12 protein-coding genes are annotated in these 14,878 nt (G+C 71.2%); 4 read left to right on the top strand and 8 right to left on the bottom strand.

Going from position 1 to position 14,878, the window contains the following annotated elements:
- Positions 1-234 precede the first annotated feature (234 nt).
- Together prmC and pip are read left to right on the top strand one after the other, a co-directional pair.
- Positions 235-1,068 (top strand): peptide chain release factor N(5)-glutamine methyltransferase, encoded by an 834-nt coding sequence (gene prmC / locus AC1PK7_RS17270; protein WP_481098933.1) that lies wholly within the window; start codon positions 235-237, stop codon positions 1,066-1,068.
- 192 nt (positions 1,069-1,260) lie between these two features.
- Positions 1,261-2,202: a prolyl aminopeptidase gene (pip, locus tag AC1PK7_RS17265; RefSeq protein WP_010341938.1), complete on the top strand. Its 942-nt coding sequence runs from the start codon at positions 1,261-1,263 to the stop codon at positions 2,200-2,202.
- Positions 2,203-2,242: 40 nt separating this feature from the next.
- Here the strand turns inward: pip and AC1PK7_RS17260 are convergent, their stop codons facing one another.
- The 5 genes from AC1PK7_RS17260 to AC1PK7_RS17240 form a co-directional block, all read right to left on the bottom strand.
- Complete coding sequence (locus tag AC1PK7_RS17260; protein ID WP_481098932.1) at positions 2,243-3,130, bottom strand: transglutaminase-like domain-containing protein; 888 nt, start codon at positions 3,128-3,130, stop codon at positions 2,243-2,245.
- Positions 3,131-3,433: 303 nt separating this feature from the next.
- Positions 3,434-4,231 carry an N-formylglutamate amidohydrolase gene (locus AC1PK7_RS17255; RefSeq protein ID WP_481098931.1) on the bottom strand — a complete coding sequence of 266 codons (798 nt, stop codon included), beginning with the start codon at positions 4,229-4,231 and terminating at the stop codon, positions 3,434-3,436.
- Entirely contained in the window at positions 4,224-4,775 is a 552-nt protein-coding gene (locus tag AC1PK7_RS17250) for an NUDIX hydrolase (protein ID WP_019801603.1), read from the bottom strand. The genes AC1PK7_RS17255 and AC1PK7_RS17250 overlap by 8 nt, the downstream gene beginning before the upstream one ends.
- A 144-nt stretch (positions 4,776-4,919) precedes the next feature.
- Positions 4,920-5,843, bottom strand: coding sequence for a 5'-3' exonuclease (locus tag AC1PK7_RS17245; protein ID WP_481098930.1), 924 nt, complete (start codon positions 5,841-5,843; stop codon positions 4,920-4,922).
- Complete coding sequence (locus AC1PK7_RS17240) at positions 5,840-6,415, bottom strand: nitroreductase family protein (RefSeq protein ID WP_481098929.1); 576 nt, start codon at positions 6,413-6,415, stop codon at positions 5,840-5,842. Before AC1PK7_RS17240 ends, AC1PK7_RS17245 begins: the two co-directional genes overlap by 4 nt.
- Before the next feature lie 155 nt (positions 6,416-6,570).
- Here AC1PK7_RS17240 and AC1PK7_RS17235 point away from each other — a divergent pair, with 155 nt between their 5' ends.
- On the top strand, positions 6,571-8,802 hold the full coding sequence (locus AC1PK7_RS17235; protein ID WP_481098928.1) for a DUF1631 family protein: 2,232 nt from the start codon (positions 6,571-6,573) through the stop codon (positions 8,800-8,802).
- 214 nt (positions 8,803-9,016) lie between these two features.
- Complete coding sequence (locus tag AC1PK7_RS17230; protein ID WP_481098927.1) at positions 9,017-11,332, top strand: DUF1631 domain-containing protein; 2,316 nt, start codon at positions 9,017-9,019, stop codon at positions 11,330-11,332.
- Between the two features lie 173 nt (positions 11,333-11,505).
- On the opposite strand, the gene AC1PK7_RS17225 is transcribed toward AC1PK7_RS17230, so the two are convergent.
- The 3 genes from AC1PK7_RS17225 to AC1PK7_RS17215 all read right to left on the bottom strand — a co-directional run bounded on the left by AC1PK7_RS17225 (position 11,506) and on the right by AC1PK7_RS17215 (position 14,811).
- The gene (locus AC1PK7_RS17225; protein WP_420007807.1) at positions 11,506-12,870 is read right to left on the bottom strand and encodes a DUF2252 domain-containing protein; all 1,365 of its coding nucleotides are present in this window, start codon (positions 12,868-12,870) and stop codon (positions 11,506-11,508) included.
- A 77-nt stretch (positions 12,871-12,947) separates the two neighbouring features.
- Positions 12,948-14,147: an acetyltransferase domain-containing protein gene (locus AC1PK7_RS17220; RefSeq protein ID WP_481098926.1), complete on the bottom strand. Its 1,200-nt coding sequence runs from the start codon at positions 14,145-14,147 to the stop codon at positions 12,948-12,950.
- Between the two features lie 208 nt (positions 14,148-14,355).
- Complete coding sequence (locus tag AC1PK7_RS17215) at positions 14,356-14,811, bottom strand: nucleoside deaminase (RefSeq protein ID WP_010341927.1); 456 nt, start codon at positions 14,809-14,811, stop codon at positions 14,356-14,358.
- Positions 14,812-14,878: the final 67 nt, after the last annotated feature.

The raw sequence follows: 14,878 nt of genomic DNA, 5'->3' as shown, positions 1-14,878 counted from the left end.
GTTTCCTCGTGGTTGCAATAGGGGTCGGGGGATGGAACGAGGCTCATGATAGGGGGTGCCGATAGATCCCTCAAATCGATTGATGGAATTGAATAGATAGCTTTCCTCTATCGATTTCCAAGCCTGGCTCTTTGCTGCACTGCCGCGCGAGGGCGCCACCCGCCCATGGCGCATAGGCGTTGGTCCGTTCTACCACGTTGGCTTTTCCGGACTCGCTGCGTCATCGTGACAGCGATGAATGCGCCTACCCCCGAGTCCCTGCTGCGCGCGGCCTGCACCCAGGTCGAGCGCGGCGATGCCGAAGCCCTGCTGCTGCACGCCCTCCAACGCGACCGCGCGTGGCTGTTCGCGCATGCCCGCGAGCCGCTGCCCGACGGTGTGGTCGCCGGCTTCCAGGCGCTGCTGGCGCGGCGTGCGCAGGGCGAGCCGGTGGCCTACCTGACCGGCCGGCGCGGCTTCTGGACCCTGGACCTGGCGGTCGGGCCGGCCACGCTGATCCCGCGCGCGGACACCGAGCGGCTGGTGGAACTGGCGCTGGAGCGACTGGATAGGGCACCGGGCCGGCGCGTCGCCGACCTCGGCACCGGCAGCGGCGCCATCGCCCTGGCCCTGGCCAGCGAGCGCCCGCAGGCGCAGGTGACGGCCACCGACCTCAGTGCAGCCGCCCTGGCGGTGGCGCAGGCCAATGCGCACGCGCACGGCCTGGGCAACGTCGTCTTCGTCCACGGCGCCTGGCTGGCGCCGCTGGCCGGCCAGCGCTTCGACCTGATCGCCAGCAACCCGCCGTACATCGCCGATGGCGATCCGCACCTGCAGCAGGGCGACCTGCGCTACGAACCGGCCAGCGCGCTGGCATCCGGCCCGGACGGGCTGGACGATCTGCGCCGGATCGTCGCCGATGCGCCGGCGCATCTGCTGCCCGGTGGCTGGCTGCTGCTGGAACACGGCTGGGACCAGGGCGCGGCGGTGCGCGCACTGCTGAAGGCGGCCGGCTTCGCGGAGGTGGCGACCCGGCAGGACCTGGAGGCGCGCGACCGGGTCACGCTGGGGCAGTGGCCGACCAGTTGAGCGACAGGGTCTGTGGGGCGCGCGACCGTTGCCGATGGCGGCCACGCGATGCGCGCCGTGCAGGGAAGCGCCCCCGCGCTGCGCCGAGCGGTCGTGTCGACTCGCCCCAGGCGCCAAGGGAGCGCGGTGCATTCGTCTGCGAGTCCAGGCCAAGCGCTGGGTAGAATCGGGGGTTTCCCTGCAGGAGGCGCCATGCGCACGCTGTATCCCGAGATCGAGCCGTTCGACAGCGGCATGTTGCCGGTGGACGCACGGCATACCCTGTCCTACGAACAGTGCGGCAATCCGCACGGCAAGCCGGTGGTGCTGCTGCATGGCGGTCCGGGCGGCGGCTGCAACGCCAAGATGCGTCGCTTCCACGACCCGGCCAAGTACCGCATCGTGCTGTTCGACCAGCGCGGTTCCGGCCGCTCCACGCCGCATGCGGACCTGGTCGACAACACCACCTGGGACCTGGTCGCCGACATCGAGCGGCTGCGCACGCACCTGGGCATCGACCGCTGGCAGGTGTTCGGCGGCAGCTGGGGCTCGACCCTGGCGCTGGCCTACGCGCAGACGCATCCGCAGCGCGTCACCGAACTGGTGCTGCGCGGCATCTTCATGCTGCGCCGCTGGGAGCTGGAGTGGTTCTACCAGGAAGGCGCCAGCCGCCTGTTCCCGGATGCGTGGGAGCACTACGTCGCGGCGATCCCGCCGGTGGAGCGCGCCGACCTGATCTCCGCCTTCCACCGGCGCCTGACCAGCGACGACGAGGCCACCCGCCTGGCCGCGGCCAAGGCCTGGAGCGTGTGGGAAGGCGCCACCAGCTTCCTGCACGTGGATGCCGATTTCGTCGACAGCCACGAAGACCCGCACTTCGCGCTGGCGTTCGCGCGCATCGAGAACCATTACTTCGTCAACGGCGGCTTCTTCGAGGTCGAGGACCAGTTGCTGCGCGACGCGCACCGCATCGCCGACATCCCCGGGGTGATCGTGCATGGCCGCTACGACGTGGTCTGCCCGCTGGCCAATGCCTGGGACCTGGCCAAGGCCTGGCCGAAGGCGACGCTGCAGATCACGCCGGCGTCCGGGCATTCGGCGTTCGAAGCCGAGAACGTCGACGCGCTGGTGCGCGCCACCGACGGCTTCGCCTGAGTTCGCGCGCGGCGCCGTCCGCGGTGCGCCGGTCTGCGGTTCAGCAGGCCAGCGCGTTGCGGGGTTCGCAGCCGGCAGCCGCGGTGGCGCTGGCCGGTGCAGGCAGCGGGTCGAGTTGCGCCTGCGTGGTCTCCTCGGTCCAGACCACGAACGATTCCAGCACGTTGTCGCCGAAGGTGGTGCTGATCGCCACGTCGGCGGCGTCGCGGCCGCGCGCGATCAGCACGCGGCCGATGCGCGGCAGGTTGTGGCGCGCATCGAAGGTGTACCAGTGCCCGTCGAGGAAGGCCTCGAACCAGCCGGAAAAATCCATTGGCGCGTCCGAGGCCGGGACGCCGATGTCGCCGAGATAGCCGGTGCAGTAGCGGGCCGGAATGTTCATGCAGCGGCACAGGGCGATGGCCGCATGCGCGAAGTCGCGGCACACCCCGCGCCCTTCCTGCAGCGCCTGCGCCGCGCTCTTGGTGGCGCAGGCATGGACGTAGCCGAAGGCGATGCGCGCATGCACGTAGTCGCAGATCGCCTGCACCCGCGCCCAGCCGGGCGGCGTGCCGCCGAACAGTTCCCAGGCCATGCCGCTGAGCAGGTCGGTCTCGCAGTAGCGGCTGCCGAGCAGATACACCAGGGTATCGTCGGGCAACTGCTCCACCGGGGTCTGCGCGGCGTCGTAGCGGTACTGGTCCGGCAGCCCGCTGTCGCGCACCACCGCGTCGGCACGCAGGGTGAGCGCGCCGGCGGGTGCCTGCAGGCGCGTGCAGCGGTTGCCGAAGCCGTCGCGATAGGTGTGCAGCGGCACTGCCGGCACGCTGTGCAGGGCGGTGGCGGCGACGATGTCGTCGTGGCGGCTGTCGTGGATGTCCAGCATCGCCAGCATCGGCGTCGCCTGCGCGAACCGGTAGCGAATCTCGTAGCCGAGGCGGATGAGCATGGTGTGTCCGGTGCGGGGCGGGTTGCCGGTGCGGACCGGTCCAAGCCCAGCGTGCGCAGGCCGCGCTCAGCTTGGTGTGAAGGCGGGCGCCCGCCGCTTCAGCATGCTGAGCGGCGGAGGGGTCTCAGTGCATGTCGAACCGACGCATTGGCGACGGGTGGGCGGCGAAACCGCGGCGCGACGTGCGCGCGACGCCAAGGACCGCCGCACCGGGGGTCCTTGCGGCAGCGCGTGGGCGCGGTGGTCGGTCGTCTTCGACGGAGGGACGCGGCAGAAGCCACATCTCTCGCCGACGTCTTGTACTCAGCCAAGCGCCAGCAACGGCGGCTGCAGCGCGCTGAAGATCCGCGCCAGCCGCTGCGCCCAGGCCTGCTGGCCGGCGGCGTCGGCGATCAGGTCCTGGCGGATCTCCAGTTCCACGTGCGGCAGGCCGCGGCCTTCGCCGTGCACGGGCACCGCGTAGTCGCTGCTGTCGCTGACCGCGTACGGCGCGTTGTCGCCGACAAGCAGGTCGTCTTCCTCGCGCAGCGCCTGCAGCAGCGCGTGGGCGAAGCGGGTGTCGCGGTGGTAGAGCACGCCGGCATGCCAGGGCCGCGGCACGCCGTCCATCACCGGGGTGAAGCTGTGCATCATCACCAGCAGGGTGGGGCGCGCGGCGGCGCGGCGTGCGTCCAGTTCGGCGGCGATGCGCGCGTGGTAGGGCGCATGCACGGCGTCGATGCGCTGCTGCCGCTGCGCCGCCGTCAGTGCGGCATTGCCCGGCACCACGGTGTGGTCGCTGACCGGCGGAATCAGCGTCGGCGAGGCCAGCGGGCGATTGCAGTCGATCAGCAGTCGCGAATAGGTCTGTTCGATCGCCCAGGCGTCGAGCAGCGCGGACAGCGCGCGGGTGGTGCCGGCGATGCCGATGTCCCAGCCGATGTGCCGGTCCAGGTCCGCCTGCGCCAGGCCGAGACCGTGCAGCGCGCGCGGCACCGCCTGGCCGGCGTGGTCGGCCAGCAGCACGAACGGCGAAGCGCCGTGCGCGCGGTGGATGGTTAACACCGCCGGGTCGCCGGCGCCCAGCAGCGGCGGCAGATCGGAACGGGGCGCCTCAGCCACGCGGCGTCCCGTCGAGCTCGTGTTCGATCATCCACAGGCCGGCCCACAGCTTCGCGTCCAGTGCGTAGCCTTCGCCCATCTTCTGCACCAGCCACGCGGCGGCACGGGCGCGCGGTACCGAATGCACGGTGATGTCCTCGCTGGCGTCGCCGCCGCCGTTGCCGACCTTGCGCAGGCCGGTGGCACGCACGAAGGCGATCTTCTCGTTGCTGGCGCCGGCCGAGGTCGGGCCGATCAGCAGCACTTCGGCGTGGTCGGCGGTCCAGCCGGTCTCCTCCTCCAGTTCGCGCACCGCCGACACTTCGATCGATTCGCCGGCATCGATGTCGCCGACCAGCCCGGCCGGCATCTCGATGGTGCGCGCCTGCAGCGGCACGCGGAACTGTTCGACGAACAGCACTTCGTCGTCCGGCGTGACCGCCACGATGATCGCGGCCAGGCCACCGGCATGCACCCGTTCGGAATACTCCCAGGTGCCGCGCACGACCATGCGCTGGTACTTGCCTTCGTAGACGACGCGGGGCGGGGAATCGTGGCGGGGCATGGGCAGCTCGCAAGATGGCGGAGGAAGAAGGCGCGGTCGCGCGCGGCGCGGTCCGGCGATGCGGTGCAGTGTAGAGCGTGTGCTGTGTTTTTTTGATGCGTGCCCTGCGGCCAGCGGTGGGCGGGCGCGACGCGGGGCCGGCGCTCAGCCGGCCACGAACTCCAGGCCTGCGGCCTGCAGCAGCCGGCGCCGGGTCAGCGGCCCGAAGCGTAGCGCCTCGCACAGGCCGTGCAGCATGTCGGCATCGGCCGCGCCGCGGGCGAAATCCGCGGTGGCGGTGTGCAGCGGCGCGTCCAGGGCGATGGTGGTCAGCTGCCGCCACAGCAGCGCGTGTTCGCGTTGCTCGCGCAGGCGCACGGCCATCTGCGCGGCGCCGCGCAGGCGCAGGAATGCCACTTCGTCGACCCGTGCCAGCAGCGTGTCCAGGTCGCCGAAATGCGCCAGCAGGATCGCCGCCGACTTGGCGCCGATGCCGGTGACGCCGGGGATGTTGTCGATCGCATCGCCGGTCAGCGCCAGGTAGTCGGCGATCTGGTGCGCATGCACGCCGTGGCGCGCCTTGACCCCGGCCGCGCCCCAGCGCTGGCCGCGGCCGTAGTCCCACTGTTCGTCGAACTCCAGCAACAACTGCGACAGGTCCTTGTCGGCGGAGACGATCACGCCGTGGAAGCCGTTGCCGCGGGCGCTGTGCAGGGCGCTGCCGATCAGGTCGTCGGCCTCGTAGTCGTGGTGCGCCAATACGCACAGGCCCAGGGCCGCGCACAGCGCCTTGCAGTGCGCGAACTGGCGGCGCAGCGCGTCCGGTGCCGGCGCGCGATTGGCCTTGTAGGCGGTGTACAGCCGATGCCGGAAGCAGCTGTCCAGCGCTTCGTCGAAGGCGATCACGATGTGCTGCGGGCGCTCGCGCTCGAGCAGGTCGAGCAGGAAGCGGGCGAAGCCGTGTACCGCATTGGTCGGCCAGCCCTGCGCGTCCTGGAACTCGTCGGGAATCGAATGCCAGGCGCGGAACACGTACAGGCTGGCATCGACCAGGTACAGCGGCCGCGACACGGGCAGGCCTGCGTTCACGGCGTCCAGTCGCTGAGCAGCGCGCGTGGGTCCGGCCGCTCGCGCTCCGGGGCGTCGAGGCGGGCGGTGCCGATATGGATGAAGCCGGCGACATGCTCGTGCTCGGCCAGGCCCAGTCGCGCGGTCACCGTTTCGTCATACGCCATCCAGCCGGTCAGCCACTGCGCGCCGAAGCCGTAGGCCTGCGCCGCCTGCAGCAGCGCGAAGCACACCGATCCGGCGGTCATCCACTGTTCGATCTCCGGCACCTTGTGTCCGCGCTGCAGGCAGGCGATCACCGCAATCACCAGCGGCGCGTGGGCGAAGCGTTCGCGGTCCTTCTCCACCGCCGCCGGTGCCGCGCCGGGATCGCGCTGCAGGGTGCGCGCGGCGAGGATGTCGCCCAACGCCTGGCGCGCCGGGCCGGCGATGCGCAGGAAGCGGAACGGCACCAGCTTTCCGTGATCGGGGACACGCACTGCCGACTGCAGCATCGCCAGCAGCGTCTCCGCGTCCGGTCCCGGCTCGCCCAACTGCTTGGATGGCACTGAACGGCGCGCATCCAGCGCTTGCAGCGAATGAATTGTGCGCATAGTCTCGATTCCGTGGGGCGAGCGCGGAATTATAGTCGGGCGCTCGCAGGCGGCAGCGGATGCCGCGGTTACACGGACAATCACGTTGCGTTGCTGATCTGCCGCTAGCTTCCGAATTGACGTCGGTCTCACTGCCGCCTGCGTATCACACTGCCATGACCCTTGCTGAATACGCTGAAGAGTTGTCGCCCAGCCGCAACGCGGATCTGCTCGAGCAGGTCCGTGACGTGGTGTCGGTTCCGCTCGCCGGCGCGTTCGGCGAGGTGCTGGACGTGCTCGCCGAGGCCCTGTTCCGCATGGCCGAGCGCGCCGGGCCGGCGCAGAACGACTATTTCGAGGCGATCCAGCTGTTGCGCCAGCAGCGCGAGCCGATCGCCGCGCGGTTCCGCGCGCACCTGGCCCAGGCCTGGCAGGCAGTGGAAGCCGGCCGTCCGCTGTCGGTGGAGCGCAGCCTGGCGCGCGAGCGCGGCGATCTCAGCCTGGTCTCGGAGCAGGAACTGGACGTGCGCCTGGCGGTGCGCAACCTGGCTGGCGCGATCCAGCACCGCTGGCGGCCGGAGCTGATGCGGCTGAACCGGTTCCTCGGCTTCATCGCCGGCGGCCAGCGCATCGATGCCGACAACAACCCGTTCGGCCCCGAGCACGTGGGCGCGGCGGTGTACGCGGCGCTGCACGGGCTGGTGCTGGCGCCGCAGGTGCAACTGGCGATCGTCAAGATCTGCGAACAGGAACTGCAGGAGCGCGTCGGCGAGCTGTATGCGCAACTGGAGCAGCGCCTGAACGAGGTTGCGCGCGCCCGCGCGCTGCCCAGCGGGCGCCCGCGCCGGCGCGCCATCCCGCGCCTGGGCGCGAGCGAGGACGAGGCGGCGCCGGACTGGATCAGCCGCTTCTTCGAGAACTGGGACACCGCCACGCCGCTGTCGGCGGCGCAGCGCCGTGCCGCGCGCGCGCTGGACGCGCACGCGCGCAACGAGCAGGAGGTGCTGCCGCCGGCGTTGCGCGCGCTGCTGCACGAGGCGCAGCCGGAGGCGGGCCCGGGCGACGGCCGCCGCTGCCTGTCGCCGCGCGAGGTGCTGTCGGTGCTGTCGCTGCTGCAGACCATGCCGTTGGCCGGATTCGCCGCGGTCTGCGAACACGGCGGCCCGCTGGCGCAGGGCCTGCGCCGGCAGATCGCCGGGGTCGGCGCCTCGCTCGGCCTGGACCCGGCCAGCACCTGCCTGGACCCGGCCGATGCCGACACCCTGGATCTGGTCGGCCTGCTGTTCGACGTGATGCTCGAGGAATGCGTGCTGCAGCCGGCGCAGCGCGAACTGCTGGGGCAGATGCTGGTGCCGATGGCCAAGGTGGCGCTGATCGACGGCCGCCTGTTCGTGCGCGACGGGCATCCGGCGCGGCGCCTGCTCAACCTGCTGGCCGACGCCTGCGACGGCAATGCCGGCAGCACCGGCCCGGAGCAGGCGCTGCTGGCGCAGGCGCAGGCGGCGGTGGAACGGGTGGTGCGCGATTTCGACGAGCACCTGGCGGTGTTCCTTGCGCTGGAGGCCGAGTTCGGCAGCGCCTACGAGCAGTACCGGCGCCGGGTGGAGATCGCCGAGCGCCGCGCGGCCGAACTGCAGCGGGCGGAGGAACGCCGGGAGGTCGCCCGGCAGCGCGCCGCGCAGGCCCTGCACGAACTGCTGCAGCAGGCCGGCGACGACCTGGCCCTGCCGCTGCCCATCGAGGCGTTCCTGCGCCAGTCCTGGTGTCAGTACGTGCAGCAGTCGGCCTTGCGCGACGACGGCCAGGGCAGCGCGCTCGCCGCGGCGCTGGCGCTGGGCGATGCGGTGCTGGCGCAGTGCCGCCAGGCCCAGTCCGGCGCGGCACCGGCGGAGGGCTGGCTGCAGCCGCAGCATGCCGAGCTGACCCGGCTGTGGACCAGCGTCGGCCTGGACGCGGCGGCGGCCGAAGCCGCCTGGCAGGCCCTGCACACGGCGCTGGACGACCTGGCGCACGCGCGGCCGCTGCAGGCCGCGCTGCCCGCGACGGGCGTGGATGTGCCCGAGCCGCCCGCCGCCGAGACCGTGCCGGCCCTGCCGGAACCGGCCCAGGCCACCGATTTCGACCACATCACCGCCGATTACTTCCGCAACCTGCCGTTGGGGACCTGGCTGGACTTCGTCGACCGCGAGGGCCGCGTGCAACCCGGCAAATTGACCTGGGTGAGTCCGATCTCGGCGCGCCTGCTGTTCGTCAACCGTCGTGGCGGGCGGCTGTGCGTCGCCTCGGCCGAGGCGCTGGCGGTGATGGCGCGGCTGGACCGGCTGCGCCTGCATCGCGACGACGATGCCTTCTACAGCGCCATGCAGGGCGTGGTCGACCGCCTGGAACGGGTGGCGGTCGCGGCCTGAGCGGTTGCGCATTCAGGCCGCGCTGCACACGCGGTTACGCTGCCGACCGCTACGATTCTGCTCGGGGTCACGTTCTGGAGCGAGAAATGCGTAGCCCGTCACGGTCGATATTCAGCTACCTTGCCTACCATGCAGGAGCGGAAACAGGGGCCGCGTCTGTTTGTCCTCCACCATTCCTCCATCTGGCGCCGTCCATGGCGCGGAGCCGTCGCGCATGAGTTTCAGCCCCAGCCCGCACGCACACCCGGCGCGTGACCCGCGCCTGTTGACGCAGGCGCGCGAGGGCATGCTGCCGGTGCTGGGCCAGGCCTTCGCCGAGGCGCTGGCGCACTTCGACGACGTGCTGTTCGACCGCGCCGAGAGCGCCGGTGCGTCGCAGTTGCTGTTCCTGGACGGGATGCGCGAGTTGCGGCGCCGCCGCGACGAGATCGCCGCGCGCTTCCGCGCGCAACTGCATACCGCCTGGGAGGCGCTGGAGGCCGGCGCGCCGTTGTCGGCCGAAGTCGCCCTGGCCGGCTATGGGCAGGGCCTGAGCCTGATCTCCGAACACGAACTGGAATCGCGGCTGGCGGTGCGCAACCTGGCCAGCGTGCTGCTGCGCGAGTGGAAGCCGGTGCTGACCCGCATCGACCGGCGCCTGGGCTGGATCGCCGGCGGCCTGGAACTGGATGCGGACACCAACCCGATCGGCCCCGAACACATCGGCGTGGCCGTGCATGCTGCCTTCTCCACCAGCGATCTGGCCCCGGAAGTTCGGCTGGTGCTGATCAAGCTGTGCGAGCGCGACTTCACCGCCGGGGTCGGCAAGCTCTACCAGGACCTGGACGACAGCCTCGCCCAGGCCGGGGTGATGCCGGAGATCTCGCGGCCACGCACGCCGCCGCCGCGCCGCGCGCCGCCGCCGGAGCAGCGCCCACCGCGTGACACCGGCGCTGCGGCCGATGCCGGCATCGGCGCCGAGCTGGGCGAGGACGAGGAACACTACGCGCCGGCCTGGGCCAATCGCTTCGTCAACCGCTGGGCCGAGCGCCGCGGTAGTCTGCAGGCCGGCGAGCGCTATGAGGATCCCGAGGCGCGCCTGCCCGGCGGCAGCCAGGGTGTGTTGCTGGAGGCGCTGCACGAACTGCTGCAGCAGACCCGCAACGCGCGCGAGAGCGCCACCTCCGCGGCGACCGCGGCGGTCGGCCAGCAACGGCCGCTGAGCCAGCGCGAGATGATGTCGGTGCTGTCGCTGCTGCAGGCCACGCCCAGCGCCACCCTGCGCGCGGCGATCGGCGACGACAGCGAGTCGCTGGCGCAGCGGCTCAAGAGCGAGGTGCTGTCCAACGCCACTCAGTTCGGCGTGGACCCGGCGCATGCACGGCTGGATCCGGTCGACGAGGATGCGATCGATCTGGTCGGCATGCTGTTCGATGTGATGCTCGACGAGCGCGACCTGGAAGGCCGCTCGCGCGAACTGATCGGCCGGCTGGTGGTGCCGTTCGTCAAGGTCGCGCTGCTGGACCGGCGCATGTTCGTGCAGAAGACCCATCCGGCGCGGCGCCTGCTCAACTCGCTGGCCGAGGCCTGCGAGGGCAACACCGGCGAGAGCCAGGCCGAGCGCGTGCTGATGGGCAAGGTCGAGGAGATCATCGACCGGCTGGTGGCCGAGTTCAACGAGAACCTGGCGATCTTCCTGACCCTGGAAGAGGAATTCCGCGATTTCCTGGTGCAGCACCGCCGCCGCATCGAGATCGCCGAGCGCCGTGCCGCCGAGACCCAGCGCGGCCAGGAGAAGCTGGAACTGGCGCGGCAGCGCGCCGAGGCCGAACTGCAGCTGCGCCTGCAGGGCCGGCAGTTGCCGCAGGCGCTGCAGGATTTCCTGCGCCAGCCGTGGCAGCACCACCTGACCATGGCGATGCTGCGCGAAGGCGAGGGCGGTCCCGGCGTGCGCGATGCGCTGGCGCTGGCCGACGGCCTGCTCGAGGAAGCCGCCGAGGCGCAGCGGCACATCGTCGGCAAGCCCTGGCTGCAGGCCTGGCAGGGCGCGCTGCAGCGGGTCTTCGCCAGCGTCGGCCTGCATGCCGAGGCGGCGACCGCGGCGATCGATGCGCTGCACGACACGCTGCAGGCGGTGGCCGAACTGCGTCCGGAACTGGAGCGGCCGCTGCCGGAACTGCCGCAGGTGGCGCTGCCGCAACCGCCGGTGCAGGAGGCGCAACCGGTGGAGGTGGCGCCGCCGCAGACCATGGACGATTTCGACAACGCCGATGCCGACCGCTTCCGCGCGATGCCGATCGGCACCTGGCTGGATTTCGTCGACCGCGACGGCAAGATGCAGGCCGGCAAGCTATCGTGGGTGAGCCCGATCTCGTCGCGCCTGCTGTTCGTCAACCGGCGCGGCGTGCGCTTCTGCGTGGCCTCGCCGGAAGAACTGGCGGTGATGGTGCGGCTGGGCCGGCTGCGCGCGCATGTGGACGACGGCGCCTTCGACAGCGCCATGCAGGGCGTCATCGATCGGCTGGATCCGCACAGCCCGACCTTGCACTGAGGCGCGCTGGCGCCGCCCGCCTGCGCTGCGACGGCGTGGCGCCTCTTCTCTCCTAGGCGTGGCGGTGGCAGCGCAAGCGCGTCATCGGCGGCCAGTGGCGGTCGCTGACGCGCAACAGACGCCGCGTGCTAGCGCCGCCGCGCCAGGATGGTCGACCGCATGCAACTGCGAACTCAATACAGCGGCGTGCCCGCCTTGTACGCGGCCACGAACGACTGCCAATCCAACTGCACCTGCGCGGCGTAGTCGAACGCGAACTGGCGCAGTTCCGATTTCAGCCCGCTCTTGCTGGTGGCCGCCTGGTCGATCTGCTTGTCGATGCTGTAGGGCACCACGTTCGGGTCGTAGTCCTGGTCGGCCAGGGCGTGCGCCGAGGCCAGGGCCTGGCCGAGGTAGGTGGCGGCGGTGGCGAGCTTGCCGGCGCTGTCCAGCGCGGTCGGGTCCAGGTCCTGCTGGAACGGCGACTTCTCGTGCACGTAGAACGGGGTGCCGTTGACGCTGGCGTAGCCGACCAGCACGTCGGCGTCGATGGTCTGCGCCTTCGCCGTGCGCGCCACCCGCGCGCCCTCGTTGTTGTCGTAGGTGGAGGCCGGCATCTGCGACGGCGCCGCCACCGCGACCACGCTGGCCGCTTCCTGCTTCCACTCCAGGATCACGTCGTCGCTGGTCGACGCGCTCGCGCCTTCGATCAGCACGTACAGGCGCAGGCGGCCGAGGCTGCCGGTGCCCGAGCCCAGCTTCTGGCGCACGTCCTTGATGGTGTAGTAGCTGGACGCATAGCGCTTGGACGCGGCGATCGAGCCGATGTAGCCGTTCATCGCCGCGGCCACCGCCGAGGCGGTGCTGGCGTCCACCGCGACCAGGTTGTCCAGGTCCTGGAACTGGCGCTTGCCGCCGTTGACCACGGTGTACTTGGACAGCAGGCTGCTGCGGCTCTTGCCGTCGGCGCTGTCGATGATCTTGGCCACCGCGCCGCTGGTGTTGCGCTTGCTCAACTGGAAGCTCGCTTCGGCGTCGCTGCCGCGGAAATCGGCGATCTTGTCCAGGTAGGCGCCGACCATGGTGTCGATGGCATCGCCGATGTCGCTGTCGGACAGGCCGTTGTCGCGGCCGGCCAGGACCATGCTCGCGGCCAGCCGGCGCAGGTCCCACACGTACTGGCCGAGGTGGCCTTCGTCGAAGTCGGCGACCTTGAACACCGCCTTGCCGCTGCTGTCGCGCGCCGCATCGAAGTTGCCGAGGTGGGTGTCGCCGCCGAGCCAGGTGTAGCCGGTCTGCGGCGAGGTCCACAGCGAACCCGGCAAGGTCGTCATGTCCTGGTAGAAGATGTGGTCGGTGCCGCGGTAGAAGGCGTAGGCGCTGGTGGCCATGGTCGCCATCTTGGTGTCCAACTCAGCGCGCTGCGCGGCGTAGGGATGGTTGTAGTCGTGGATCTGCTGCACCACCCAGGCGTCGCGCTTGCTCGCCGCCGTCGCGCCCCCGGCGCATGCGGCAAGGGTCAGGCCGATCAGCAGCAACTGCGGCAGGCGGGTGGACATCGCGGGTCTCCGGGGCGGACGAGGGAAGCGGCAGTCGAGCACGCCCGCATTGCACGCAGATGAACCGCCCATCGCTCCTAGAAGTAGCGCAGCCAGGCCTGGTCGCGGCGCCGCGCCTTGAGCCGCGCGAACGCGGCGGTGGGCCAGTACAGGGCTAGCCCCAGCGCCGCGGCGATCGCCCACAGCGCGGCCACGCTGTCCACGCCGAAGACGGCGCCGTGGTTGGCGCCCCACAGCGCCAGCGCAGCCAGGTAGGCGAGTTTGAGCACGTACAGATGCAGCAGGTAGAAGAACATCGGCGCCGCGCCGATCGCCGCCAATGGCGCCAGCCTGCGCGCCACGGCGGGGTGTTCGTACAGGCGCAGCAACAGCAGGCCCACGCCCAGGGTCAGCAGCAGGAACTGCAGCGAAGGCGGGTACTTGGTGACGTTGAAAAAGCTCATCGCGGTATGCGCGAGGTCGTCCTGCGCCTGCCAGGGCGCATCGCCGTAGCCGTTGTGCCAGCGCAGCAGGTGGAAGCCGGCCAGCGCGCCCAGCCCCCAGGCCAGCAGGCGCTGCTGGCGTTGCGCCGGGTCGGTGGCGGCGCCGTACCAGGGGCCGGCGGCGTAGCCGAGCGCGATCACCCCGATCCACGGCAGCACCGGATACGAGGTGCGCAGGCGCAGATCGCCCAGTTCCAGCCAGCGCCGGTCGTGCAGCACCGCCCAGGCGGCCGCGAGCGGGCCGTCGCCCTGCACCTGCACGGCGTCCAGCAGGTGATGGCCGGCGACCAGCGCCGCGCCCAGCAGCGCCAGCGCCGGCCGCGGCAGCCACAGCAACGCAGCCAGCGCGAGCATGCTCAGGCCGATCGCCCAGATCACCTGCAGGTACAGCGCCTGCGGCGGGAAGGCGCCGCTCCAGGCCAGGTTGACCAGGGTCAGCTCCAGCACGATCAGGAACAGGCCGCGCTTGAGCAGGAAGCTCGCGGCCGCCGCACGGCCGTCGGCTTGCCGCGTCGCGTACAGCCACGCCGACAGGCCGGTCAGGAACACGAACACCGGCGCGCACAGGTGGGCCAGGGTGCGCGCGACGAACAGCGCCGGCGCGGTGCCTTCCACCTGCATCGGGTCGCTGACCGGATGGTGCAGGTAGAAGGTCTCGCGCACGTGGTCGAGCAGCATCAGCAGCATCACCGTGCCGCGCAGCAGGTCGATCGAGGCCAGGCGTGTGTGGGCCGTGGCAACGGCGGGCAGGACGAAGGATGCGGGCGCGGCGGAAACGGAAGCAGCGGGTGGCATGCGTGACGGCGAGTGTCGAATATTGAAACAATATAACACTTGCGCGTCGGGCGCCGTCGCGACCCTGATGGTCACGCGGGGCGATGGCCGGTCGTGCCGGCGGCGCGCGCCAGACGGGGCGAGGGCGCGATCCTTGGCGGACGCGGGTATCTGTCCGCGGATCGCGTCGTCAGGCCGCCGCGCCTGCACCGGCGCGGCGGCGCAAGGCTCAGTCCTCGCCGATGTCCTCGTTCCACACGTCCGGGTGCGCGGCGATGAAGCCGCCGAGCAGGTCGATGCATTCCTGGCTGTGCAGGTCGATGACCTCCACGCCGCTCTCGCGCAGCCAGTCGATGCCGCCCTGGAAGGTCACCGATTCGCCGACCACTACCGTGCCGATGTTGAACTGCCGCACCAGGCCGCTGCAGTACCAGCACGGCGCCAGGGTGGTGACCATGATGGTGTCCTTGTAGCGGCGCTGGCGGCCGGCCTTGCGGAAGGCGTCGGTCTCACCGTGCACGGACGGGTCGCCCTCCTGCACGCGGCGGTTGTGGCCGCAGCCGAGCAGGCGGCCGTCGCGGTGGTACAGGGCGGCGCCGATCGGGATGCCGCCCTCGGCCAGGCCCTGGCGGGCTTCGGCGATGGCGGTGTCGAGCAGGGCGCGGTAGTCGGGCGTGGTCAGCATGGCAGGGCCGGGGGAAGGGAGTGGCCGGCAGTCTGGCCCAGGCGGCCGGCGGCTGTCATCCCGGGCG

The sequence above is a fragment of the Xanthomonas sp. NCPPB 3174 genome (assembly GCF_056725205.1).
Note: the sequence above shows the minus strand (reverse complement) of the source record. Positions and strands in the feature narration are given on the sequence as shown.